The sequence below is a fragment of the Pseudomonas sp. NPDC078416 genome, assembly GCF_050268485.1.
Lineage (GTDB): Bacteria > Pseudomonadota > Gammaproteobacteria > Pseudomonadales > Pseudomonadaceae > Aquipseudomonas.
The window spans coordinates 60,543-71,590 of sequence record NZ_JBNNGV010000027.1 but is presented as its reverse complement, the minus strand read 5'-3'; the positions used below and the strand labels follow the sequence as shown (position 1 = coordinate 71,590).

At 61.2% G+C, this 11,048-nt stretch carries 9 protein-coding genes; all 9 read right to left on the bottom strand.

Annotation, left to right across the window (positions count from 1 at the left end; all coding sequences use genetic code 11):
• Window positions 1-589: 589 nt before the first annotated feature.
• The gene (gene lpxC / locus ACQKEN_RS20395; RefSeq protein ID WP_065992158.1) at window positions 590-1,501 is read right to left on the bottom strand and encodes a UDP-3-O-acyl-N-acetylglucosamine deacetylase; all 912 of its coding nucleotides are present in this window, start codon (window positions 1,499-1,501) and stop codon (window positions 590-592) included.
• Between the two features lie 112 nt (window positions 1,502-1,613).
• Window positions 1,614-2,804: a cell division protein FtsZ gene (gene ftsZ, locus ACQKEN_RS20390; protein ID WP_074884474.1), complete on the bottom strand. Its 1,191-nt coding sequence runs from the start codon at window positions 2,802-2,804 to the stop codon at window positions 1,614-1,616.
• A gap of 63 nt (window positions 2,805-2,867) precedes the next feature.
• A complete protein-coding gene (ftsA, locus tag ACQKEN_RS20385) occupies window positions 2,868-4,127 on the bottom strand; it encodes a cell division protein FtsA (RefSeq protein ID WP_037014678.1) in 1,260 nt (419 codons plus the stop codon).
• Between the two features lie 15 nt (window positions 4,128-4,142).
• Complete coding sequence (locus ACQKEN_RS20380; RefSeq protein WP_427688240.1) at window positions 4,143-5,015, bottom strand: cell division protein FtsQ/DivIB; 873 nt, start codon at window positions 5,013-5,015, stop codon at window positions 4,143-4,145.
• 3 nt (window positions 5,016-5,018) lie between these two features.
• Window positions 5,019-5,978 (bottom strand): D-alanine--D-alanine ligase, encoded by a 960-nt coding sequence (locus ACQKEN_RS20375; RefSeq protein WP_427688238.1) that lies wholly within the window; start codon window positions 5,976-5,978, stop codon window positions 5,019-5,021.
• The gene (gene murC, locus ACQKEN_RS20370) at window positions 5,975-7,435 is read right to left on the bottom strand and encodes a UDP-N-acetylmuramate--L-alanine ligase (protein ID WP_133772215.1); all 1,461 of its coding nucleotides are present in this window, start codon (window positions 7,433-7,435) and stop codon (window positions 5,975-5,977) included. Before murC ends, ACQKEN_RS20375 begins: the two co-directional genes overlap by 4 nt.
• Complete coding sequence (gene murG, locus ACQKEN_RS20365) at window positions 7,428-8,501, bottom strand: undecaprenyldiphospho-muramoylpentapeptide beta-N-acetylglucosaminyltransferase (protein ID WP_265388473.1); 1,074 nt, start codon at window positions 8,499-8,501, stop codon at window positions 7,428-7,430. The genes murC and murG overlap by 8 nt, the downstream gene beginning before the upstream one ends.
• On the bottom strand, window positions 8,488-9,705 hold the full coding sequence (gene ftsW, locus ACQKEN_RS20360) for a putative lipid II flippase FtsW (protein ID WP_037014687.1): 1,218 nt from the start codon (window positions 9,703-9,705) through the stop codon (window positions 8,488-8,490). Before ftsW ends, murG begins: the two co-directional genes overlap by 14 nt.
• Entirely contained in the window at window positions 9,702-11,048 is a 1,347-nt protein-coding gene (gene murD, locus ACQKEN_RS20355; protein ID WP_427688235.1) for a UDP-N-acetylmuramoyl-L-alanine--D-glutamate ligase, read from the bottom strand. The genes ftsW and murD overlap by 4 nt, the downstream gene beginning before the upstream one ends.

The following is an 11,048-nucleotide window of genomic DNA, read 5'->3' as shown; positions in this document are numbered from 1 at the left end:
CACTCGAAACTGGGGTACCTGCCACCGACCGTTTACGAACGGACGATGGCGTTGAGACAACCTATCGAGGTGTCCGGAATTAGTTGACCACTACATACCCGAGTGCGCAGCCAGCGGGATCGGCGGCGCTCCGTAGGACCGGCTTCACCCGGGAAGCTTTTGTTCTGCTTTAAACGCGCTTGTGATGTGCTTTTGATCTTCATACGCAAAAGGCTCAAACACCGCCAAACGTGACTTGGGTGTAGGCTGAACGCAGGTCTCGCGCAGTGGGCCGAGCCGCATGGATGCGGCGAGAGCGCCGTCAGGGCATGGATGCCCGTTCGGCGCGGGCCCACGGAGCGAGACCGAAGTGAAGGAACCCTGACGAAGGAAGGGCCAAACCAGGAGCAGGGCCTTTTTGGTTACTTTTTCGGCTCTTGGAAAAAGTGACCCGCCGTAAGGGCGGAACCATAATTCCTGCGAATGCAGATAACGGATATGTACACCATCAAAATCCGTAAACCGCTCCTGTGACCCTCGAAATCTCACCCATAAAAAAGGCCACCCGAAGGTGGCCTGAAAACATCAAAAACTAGGAAGAAGAGACTGTTTACACCGCCGCAACGGGGCGCATGTAAGAGATCGGTGCGGTGCTGGCATCTTCGAAGGTCACAACTTCCCAAGCGTCTTCCTGAGCGATCAACGCACGAAGCAAACGATTGTTCAGACCGTGTCCCGACTTGAAGCCCTGATACTCGCCGATCAGACTGTTGCCCAACAGATACAGGTCACCGATGGCATCCAGAATCTTGTGCTTCACGAACTCGTCTTCATAACGAAGACCGTCCTCGTTCAACACGCCGTCCTTGTCCACGACGATCGCGTTTTCAACGCTGCCGCCCAGAGCAAGGTTGTGCTTACGCAGGTATTCGATGTCTTTCATGAAACCGAATGTCCGCGCACGGCTCACTTCTTTAACGAACGAAGTGCTGGAAAAATCCACACAAGCCGTTTGCGTGCGGTTCTTCAGATACGGGTGATCGAAATCGATCTCGAACCCGACCTTGAAACCTTCAAACGGTAAAAACTTGGCGGACTTGCCGTCTTCTTCTACGCACACCTCTTTAAGTATGCGGATGAATTTCTTCGGTGCGTCCTGTTCTTCCAGGCCAGCCGATTGAATCAGGAATACGAAGGGACCTGCGCTGCCATCCATGATTGGAACTTCGGAGGCAGAAAGTTCAACGTAGGCGTTATCGATGCCAAGGCCGGCCATGGCCGACAGCAAGTGCTCGACCGTATCGACCTTCACGTCGCCATTGAACAGCGTCGTGGAGAGCGTGGTGTCACCCACATTCAACGCGTGAGCGTTGATCTGGACGACCGGCTCAAGGTCGGTACGGAAAAACACAATGCCAGCGTTCACAGGTGCTGGTTTGAGGGTCAGGTAAACCTTCTCCCCCGAGTGCAGGCCGATACCTGTGGCACGGATAATATTTTTCAGGGTGCGTTGTTTAATCATGGCATTGGCCGCTTCAGCGCGTATCGCGAATTAGTATCAACAAAGGCTGGCGATGATAGCAGACCCCGCCTTTGCTGAACACCAATCACCCTTATACCCCTGATAGAACCCATTAATCAGCCTGACGACGCAGGAACGCTGGAATGTCCAGGTAATCCAGATCGTCTTGCGGATTCATCTTCGCGGCGGCTGTTGCGCCCGCGTGTGCCTGATTGCGCATCACGGTTGGACGGTCCAGATCGCGGTAGTTGACCGAAGGCAGCTCCTGGCGTGCGGCATGTTGCTGCGCAGGTGCGGCTTGAGCGGTCTGCATAGTGTTGTCGATGACCTTCACAGGCTTCTCGATTTTTGCACCCAGGCCGGTGGCAACCACAGTCACGTGCAGCTCGTCGCGCATGTCCGGATCGATAACGGTACCGACCTTGACCATGGCGTGCTCGGAGGCGAACGCTTCGATGATGCTACCCACGTCGGAGTACTCACCCAAAGACAGGTCAGGACCGGCGGTGATGTTGACCAGAATGCCGCGAGCACCTTGCAGGTTCACGTCTTCGAGCAATGGGTTGCGGATGGCCGCTTCGGTGGCTTCACGCGCACGGTTCGGACCGCTGGCGCAGCCAGTGCCCATCATCGCCATGCCCATTTCGGACATCACGGTGCGTACGTCGGCGAAGTCGACGTTGATCATGCCCGGACGCTTGATGATGTCGGAGATACCGCGAACGGCACCGGCCAGTACATCGTCAGCCTTGGCGAAAGCCGACAGCAGGCTGGCGTCTTTACCCAGGATGGTCAGCAGCTTCTCGTTGGGAATGGTGATCAACGAGTCGACGCTTTCGGACAGCGCGCGGATGCCTTCATCGGCGATCTGCATGCGCTTGCGGCCTTCGAACGGGAACGGACGCGTCACGACCGCAACGGTCAGAATGCCCATTTCCTTGGCCACTTCGGCAATGATCGGTGCAGCACCGGTACCGGTACCGCCGCCCATGCCAGTGGTGATGAAGACCATGTTGGTGCCTTGCAGCACTTCAGCGATGCGCTCGCGGTCTTCCAGTGCAGCCTGACGGCCGACTTCAGGATTCGCACCTGCGCCCAGGCCTTTGGTCACGCCGGTACCCAATTGCAGAATGGTACGTGCGCCAATGTTTTTCAGGGCCTGAGCATCGGTGTTGGCGCAGATGAACTCGACGCCTTCGATGTTGCTTTTGACCATGTGATTGACTGCGTTGCCGCCGCCACCACCAACGCCGATAACTTTAATTACCGGGCTTTGTGGGATGTTGTCTACGAGCTCGAACATGTTCCCTCTCCTTCAGTTCTCTAGTTTTATGTCGCCTGTTGCCTGCCTACCACTTTTTGAATCTTAGAAATTCCCCTGAACCCAGCGCTTGAGACGCTCTAACACTGGGGCCTTCGGTTCATCGCTATAACTGCTACCGGAGCCGGAAAGGCCGGACAGCGAGATGCCGTCAGACTGCTTTTGCAGTCCGTACAGCAACAGGCCGACGCCGGTTGAGTAGATCGGGTTGCGAACGACGTCCGCGAGCCCTTTGACGCTGTGCGGCACGCCAAGGCGGACCGGCATGTGGAAGATCTCTTCGGCCAGTTCGACCGCGCCTTCCATTTTCGAGGTGCCACCGGTCAGCACGATGCCGGCCGGGATCAAGTCTTCGTAGCCGCTGCGACGCAGTTCGGCCTGAATCAGGGTGAACAGCTCGTCATAGCGCGGCTCGACCACTTCGGCGAGGGCCTGACGGGACAGCTCACGGGGCGGACGGTCGCCGACGCTGGGCACTTTGATGGTTTCGCCGGCGCCGGCCAGTTTGGCCAGGGCGCAGGCGTAGCGGATCTTGATTTCTTCGGCGTACTGGGTCGGTGTACGCAGCGCCATGGCGATGTCGTTGGTGACCTGGTCGCCGGCAATCGGGATCACGGCGGTGTGACGGATCGCGCCTTCGGTGAAGATCGCGATGTCAGTGGTGCCGCCGCCGATGTCCACCAGGCACACGCCCAGCTCTTTCTCGTCGTCAGTCAGCACCGAGTAAGCCGAAGCCAGTTGCTCGAGAATGATGTCGTCGACTTCGAGGCCACAGCGGCGCACGCATTTTTCGATGTTCTGTGCAGCATTCACTGCGCAGGTCACCACGTGAACCTTGGCTTCCAGACGCACGCCCGACATGCCCAGTGGCTCGCGAACGCCTTCCTGGTTATCGATGACGTAGTCCTGCGGCAGCGTGTGCAGCACGCGCTGGTCAGCCGGGATCGCCACGGCCTGGGCAGCGTCGAGCACGCGCTCAAGGTCAGCCGAGCTGACTTCACGGTCACGAATCGCCACGATGCCGTGGGAGTTCAGGCTGCGGATGTGATTGCCCGCGACGCCAACGAACGCCGAGTGAATGCGGCAACCGGCCATCAGCTGCGCTTCTTCTACCGCGCGCTGGATCGATTGCACGGTGGATTCGATATTCACCACCACGCCCTTCTTCAGGCCGCGGGACGGGTGAGTGCCGATACCGACGATTTCCAGCGTGCCATCAGCCGCGACTTCGCCTACCAGCGCCACCACTTTGGAGGTGCCGATATCCAATCCGACGATCATTTTGCCGCTTTGCACGTTTGCCATGGGTCCTGCCTCTTATCAATTCTTCGCGACGGCGGGTTTGTCCGTCGTTGGCGCTGCTGCCTGTTCGCGCCAACCAACGGCCAGGCCGTTGTTGTAACGAAGGTCGACTCGCGCAATGTTCGTAATCTGGTCTTTCAGTGTCTTGTCGTAGATGGCGATAAAGCGGCGCATCTTCTCAAGCAGATTGCCTCGTCCCAGCAGCAGCTCCAGGCCTGGGCCTGAAGTTCCTGCGCCAGTGGTCAGAAACCAGCTGCCTCGCTCACGCAGCTCCAGGCGAGCGATGGAGAACCCCAACGGGCGCAACATCTGGCTCAGGACCTGGTACTGCTGCATCACCTGCTGTTGAGCCCGTTGAGGCCCGAACAACTGCGGAAGGTGTTCGTAGTTGGCCAGTTCACGCGGGGTGAATGCCTGACCCTGGTTGTTCAGCAGGGATTGATCGCCCCAGCGCGCAACCGGTAGTTGTTCTTCCAGACGGATCACCACCTGATCCGGCCAGACGCGACGGACCTCGGCGTGGGCAATCCACGGCATTTGCTCAAGCTCGGTGCGCATGCCGGCCAGGTCGACGTTGAAAAAGCTCGTCGCCACGTACGGCGCGATTCGCTGCTGCACGGCCTGCTGACTGATGTAGCTCAGGTCGCCCTGGACGTTGATCCGCGAGATCGGACGGTCGGCGTACGGCAACAAACGCTGGGCGGCTTCGTACGTCCCGAACCCCAGCACGACCAACAACACCGGCCACATCAGGCTGCGCAGGAAACCGAAGTTCGGTCGCGGCATGCGCGACGACATGGGCTCCTTGGCAACCATGCGGCTGGCACCACGCGGCACCGGCTTGTTGCGGCCGGTAGCGGATTGCTGATGACGAACCGTTGCGCCGTGCATGATTTACCCTCGCACCTGGACGCTGTCGGCCAGAATCGCTAACACCAACTGTTGGAAATCGAGCCCGGCCGCCCGCGCAGCCATCGGTACAAGGCTGTGGTCGGTCATGCCGGGCACGGTATTGACTTCCAGCAGCCAGAATTTGCCGTCGGCGTCCTGCATGACGTCGGTGCGTGCCCAGCCGGCAATGCCGACCGCTTCACAGGCCCGCGCCGTGAGTGCCTTGAGTTCATCTTCTTTGGCTGCATCGAGGCCGCACGGAATCCGGTACTGGGTATCGGAAGCCAGGTATTTGGCGTCGTAGTCGTAAAAACTGTGGGAAGTACCCAGACCGATGGGAGGCAAGACCTGCCCACGCAGAGAGGCGATGGTGAACTCCGGACCTTCGATCCATTGTTCGACCAACACTTGCGAATCGTAGGTACGGGCGGCGGTCCAGGCGGCGATCAGTTCATCGACGCCGGTCACCTTGGCCATACCGATACTGGAACCTTCATGGGCGGGTTTGACGATCAAAGGAAAGCCCAGTTCCGTCGCCGCAGAAATACAATTTGCCTCACTGCACAGCACGGCATGGCGCGGCGTCGGCAAGCCGAGACTCTGCCAGACCTGCTTGGTGCGCAGCTTGTCCATGGCCAGCGCCGACGCGAGCACGCCGCTGCCGGTGTAAGGAATTTCCAGGCACTCCAGCAGACCCTGCATGGTGCCGTCTTCGCCGCCACGACCGTGCAGCACGATGAACGCGCGATCGATTTTTTCGCTGACCAGCCGCTGCAGGAAATCCTCGCCCACGTCGATACCGAACGCGTCGACGCCTGCGCTTTGCAGGGCTTCAAGCACTGCGCTGCCGGATTTCAGGGAAACCTCCCGCTCCGCGCTCTTGCCGCCGAACAGCACGGCGACGCGACCGAAGCGTTTCGGCTCCAGCGTCGAGAACAGGGCGGACTGCAGGGCGGCTGTCATTTCAGCTTACCTTCGGTTGAGGCCACGATGGCGCCAGTGAACAGCGGGCTTTTCAGCAATTGCGGTGCGAGCCCGCCGATATCGCCGGCGCCCTGGCACAGCAGGATGTCGCCAGCGCGCAGCAGCGGCTTGACCAGCGGGGCCAGTTCGACGCCACGCTCGATGTAGATCGGATCAAGCTGACCGCGCTGACGAATGCTGTGGGCCAGCTGACGGCTGTCCGCGCCCGGAATCGGTTCTTCACCGGCCGGATAGACTTCCATCAGCAGCAGCACGTTGGCTTCGTTGAGCACCTGCACGAAATCGTCGTACAGATCGCGGGTACGGCTGTAGCGGTGCGGCTGATAGACCATGACCAGACGACGGTCCGGCCAGCCACCGCGCACGGCATTGATCACGGCAGCCACTTCACGCGGATGGTGGCCGTAGTCGTCGACCAGCATGACGTTGCCGCCTTCCACCGGCAGTTCGCCGTACACCTGGAAGCGCCGGCCTACGCCCTGGAATCCCGACAGGCCCTGAACGATGGCTTCGTCAGAGACGCCCTCGTCAGTGGCGATGGCAATGGTTGCCAGCGAGTTCAGCACGTTGTGCTTGCCTGGCATGTTGACCGACACATCCAGTGGCTCGCGGTCACGACGCAGCACGGTGAAGTGTGTGTGCATGCCGTCCTGACGCACATTGATCGCGCGCACGTCGGCGGCGTCATCGAAGCCGTAGGTCATGATCGGACGCTTGACCGACGGCAGGATGTCGCGCACCACCGGATCATCGATGCAGACCACGGCCAGACCGTAGAACGGCAGGTTGTGCAGGAATTCGACGAAGGTCTTCTTCAGTTTGTTGAAGTCGCCTTCGTAGGTCGCCATGTGATCAGCGTCGATGTTGGTGACCACGGCCACCAGCGGCTGCAGGTGCAGGAAACTGGCGTCGCTTTCGTCGGCTTCGGCGATCAGGTAACGGCTGGTTCCCAGCTGCGCATTGGTGCCGGCAGCGTTCAGACGCCCGCCGATCACGAAGGTCGGATCAAGGCCACCCGCCGCGAACACCGAGGCGATCAGGCTGGTCGTGGTGGTTTTGCCGTGGGTACCGGCGACCGCGATGCCGTGGCGATAGCGCATCAGCTCGGCCAGCATTTCAGCGCGCGGCACCACAGGAATGCGACGCTCAAGAGCGGTCGCCACTTCCGGGTTGGACGTGTTCACTGCGCTGGACACCACCAGCACGTCAGCCGTCGAGGCGTTTTCAGCGCGATGGCCGATGAAGATCTGCGCGCCGAACGATTCGAGACGCTCGGTCACAGGCGAAGCCTTGAGGTCGGAACCAGACACGTCATAGCCCAGGTTCAGCAACACTTCGGCAATACCGCACATCCCCACGCCGCCGATGCCTACGAAGTGGATACGACGGATGCGGCGCATTTCCGGCTGTGGCATGGCGCGTTGATTCTCAACCATGGGCCACCTCCAGGCAGATATCGACGACGGTGTTGGTGGCGTCAGGCTTGGCCAGTTGGCGAGCCGTGACGGCCATGCGGTTCAATTGTTCGGGTTGCATCAAAACCTCTTTCAGGCGAGCGGCCATTTCGGCGGCGCCAGTTGTCGCTTGCGGCATGACGAAGGCAGCGCCCTCGCGAGCCAGATATTCGGCGTTGCGCGACTGGTGATCGTCGATCGCGTGGGGCAATGGCACCAGCAACGACGGCAGTCCGGCAGCAGCCAGTTCGCTGACGGTCAACGCACCTGCGCGGCAGACCACCAGATCCGCCCAGCCATAGGCCTGGGCCATGTCTTTGATGAAGGGGGCGACCTGCGCCTCGACACCGGCGGCGCGGTAACGCTCGGCGGTCACTTCATCGTGATGCTTGCCGGCCTGATGAAACACTTCAGGGCGGATGTCGGCAGGCACTTGCGCCAGGGCTTCCGGCAGCAATTTATTCAGCGGCTCGGCGCCCAGGCTTCCGCCCAGCACCAGCAAACGCGGCCGGCGGCCGATCAGCGTCTGGCGCGGTGTCTCGAAAAACAGCTCGGCGCGCACCGGGTTACCGGTGGTGCGACGCTTGGCCGACGCGGCGAACGTCTGCGGGAATGCTTCACAGACCCGCGCGGCGAACGACGCCAGGCTGCGATTGGCCGTACCCGCTACAGCATTTTGCTCGTGGATGATCAGCGGCACGCCAGCCAGCTTGGCCGCCAGACCGCCGGGGCCTGTCACGTAGCCACCAAAGCCGACGACGCAGACCGGCTTCAACTCACCCACGATCTTGCGCGCCTGCAACAACGCCTTGATCAACATGAACGGCGCCTTGAGCAACGACAGCCGGCCCTTGCCACGCAAACCGGTGACGTTGATCAGGTGCAGCTTCAAACCTGCGGCGGGCACCAGTTCGTTCTCGATGCCGCGCGGCGTTCCCAGCCAATGCACGGTGTACCCGCGGGCCTGGAACTCACGGGCGCACGCCAGCGCCGGGAACACGTGTCCGCCGGTGCCGCCTGCCATGATCAAAACGTTACCGGCGGCCATGGGTCGGCTCCTCGGCAAAGTCGCTTTCCTGGAACTCGGCTTCTTCACTGCCCATGTTGTTGCGCGATTCCCACTCGATCCGCAGCAACAGACCCAGGCTGGCGCAGCAGATGATCAAGGAACTGCCGCCGTAGCTGAGGAACGGCAGGGTCAGACCCTTGGTCGGCAGCAAGCCGACGTTCACGCCGATGTTGATCAGGAATTGACCAATCCACAGGAAGGCCAGGCCGTACGCGGTGTACGCGGCGAAGAACTGCTTGGCGCGCTCGGCCCACATGCCGATGTACATCGCACGGATACTGACGAACACGAACAGACCGACCGTGGCGAGCGAACCCACCACGCCCAGCTCTTCGGCCAGCACCGAGAACACGAAGTCGGTGTGCGCTTCCGGCAGATAGAACTGCTTCTGCACGCTGTTGCCGAGGCCGACGCCGAACCATTCGCCACGACCGAAGGCGATCAGCGCCTGGGTCAGTTGGTAGCCGGAACCGAATTGATCGGACCACGGGTCGGTGAAGGTAATCAGACGAGCCATCCGGTACGGCTGCGCCTGAACCAGCACGAACACAGCGCCGACCGCCAAAGCCACCATCAGACTGAAACGGAACAGGCCGACGCCCCCGAGGAACAGCATCGCCGCCGCCGCGCCCATCATCACGACCGTGGCGCCGAAGTCCGGCTCCATCAGCAGCAAACCCGCCATGGGCAGCAACACGATGAAAGGCTTGAAGAAGCCCATCCAGCTCTCGCGCACTTCCTGCTGGCGACGAATCAGGTAACCAGCGAGGAAAATCACCACGAATACTTTGGCGATTTCCGAAGGCTGCACGTTGAACATGCCGAAGCCGATCCAGCGCATCGAACCGTTCACCTCACGCCCGATGCCGGGCACGATCACAGCGATCAACAGGCCGAACGCGCCGATCAGCATCAGCCATCCCAGCCGCTGCCAAGTGGCGACCGGCACCATCATGGTCGCGACGCAGGCGATCAGGCCGAGCACCAGATAGATCAGGTGCCGGGTCATCATGTACAGCGCGTTGCCTGACTGAACGGCGGCCACTTCCGACGAGGCGGAAGTGATCATCACCAGGCCCAGGCCCAACAACGCGAGGCAGCCGGCGAGCATCGGGAAATCGACGTCAACGCCACGGCCGCTGATGATCGGCGACGGGTACGGCTTGATCACGCCAAAAATCATGACAAGTCCCCCACGGCCCGGGCGAACAGTTGTCCGCGCTCTTCGAAATTCTTGAACATGTCCAGGCTTGCGCAGGCGGGCGACAGCAACACGGCGTCCCCTTCCTGCGCGATATCAGCAGCACGTTGCACGGCTTCTTCCAATGTAGTGACGCGTACCAGAGGCACCGAATCGCCGAAGGTCGCGGCGAGCAGATCCGCATCGCGGCCCAGCAGGACGACGGCGCGGCAATGGGCGGCAACCGGGGCTTTGAGCGGGGTGAAATCCGCGCCCTTGCCGTCGCCGCCGGCAATCAGCACCAGCTTGCCGTCGATGTCGGCGCCCAAGCCTTCAATCGCCGCCAATGCGGCACCGACGTTGGTCGCTTTGGAGTCGTCGTAATAATTCACGCCGTTGAGCTCACGCAGCCATTGGCAGCGATGAACCAGGCCGGCAAATGTCTTGAGGCTGGCAAGCATGGCGTCGAACGGCAGACCCACCGCATGACCCAGCGCCAGCGCAGCCAGGGCGTTGGCCTGATTGTGGCCGCCGCGAATTTTCAGCTCGCGGACCGGCATCAGGTTGTCGAACTGGAAGGCCAGATACTTCTCGCCGTTCTCTTCGCGCAAGCCGAAACCGTTTCTGTCGGGCTTGTTCAAACCAAAGGTCCAGCACGGCACGCCTTCGCCGATCAACGGGCGGGTCAGCGCGTCCTGACGGTTGACCACCACCTGCCGCGCGCCACGGAAGATCCGGTGCTTGGCCAGGTGATAAGCCGGCAGGCCGCTGTAGCGGTCCATGTGGTCTTCGCTGATGTTCAGCACGGTCGCCACTTCAGCGCCGAGCTGATCGGTGGTTTCCAGCTGGAAGCTCGACAGCTCCATGACATACAGCTCGACGTCATCGCTGAGCAGATCCAGGGCCGGCGTGCCGAGATTGCCGCCGACCGCAACCCGCTTGCCCGCCGCCGCAGCCATCTCGCCCACCAGCGTGGTGACCGTGCTTTTCGCGTTCGATCCGCTGATGGCCACGATGGGGGCCTTGGCATTGCGCGCGAACAGCTCGATATCGCCGGACAGCTTCACGCCGCGCATGGCCGCTTGCTGCAACGCCGGGGTTGCCAGCGCCAGACCGGGGCTGACGTATAGCTCGTCCGCGCGGCACAGGAATTCAACGTCTAGCTCACCACAGCGCACTTCGACCTGCGGGTAGTCACGGCGCAAAGTCGCGAGTTCTGGCGGATGCTCCCGCGTATCGGCGACAGCAAAGGACACGCCCCGGTTCGCCAGGAAGCGAACCAGGGACATGCCGCTCTTGCCGAGGCCGACAACGATGCGGAAGTGGTCAGAAGCGATCAGTGACAC

Bases quoted from the DNA above. Each gene is read 5' to 3' on its own strand.
- murC (WP_133772215.1), bottom strand. From the start codon at position 7,435: ATGGTTGAGAATCAACGCGCCATGCCACAGCCGGAAATGCGCCGCATC.
- ftsZ (WP_074884474.1), bottom strand. From the start codon at position 2,804: ATGTTCGAGCTCGTAGACAACATCCCACAAAGCCCGGTAATTAAAGTT.
- lpxC (WP_065992158.1), bottom strand. From the start codon at position 1,501: ATGATTAAACAACGCACCCTGAAAAATATTATCCGTGCCACAGGTATC.
- ACQKEN_RS20375 (WP_427688238.1), bottom strand. From the start codon at position 5,978: ATGACAGCCGCCCTGCAGTCCGCCCTGTTCTCGACGCTGGAGCCGAAA.
- ACQKEN_RS20380 (WP_427688240.1), bottom strand. From the start codon at position 5,015: ATGCACGGCGCAACGGTTCGTCATCAGCAATCCGCTACCGGCCGCAAC.
- ftsW (WP_037014687.1), bottom strand. From the start codon at position 9,705: ATGATTTTTGGCGTGATCAAGCCGTACCCGTCGCCGATCATCAGCGGC.
- ftsA (WP_037014678.1), bottom strand. From the start codon at position 4,127: ATGGCAAACGTGCAAAGCGGCAAAATGATCGTCGGATTGGATATCGGC.
- murG (WP_265388473.1), bottom strand. From the start codon at position 8,501: ATGGCCGCCGGTAACGTTTTGATCATGGCAGGCGGCACCGGCGGACAC.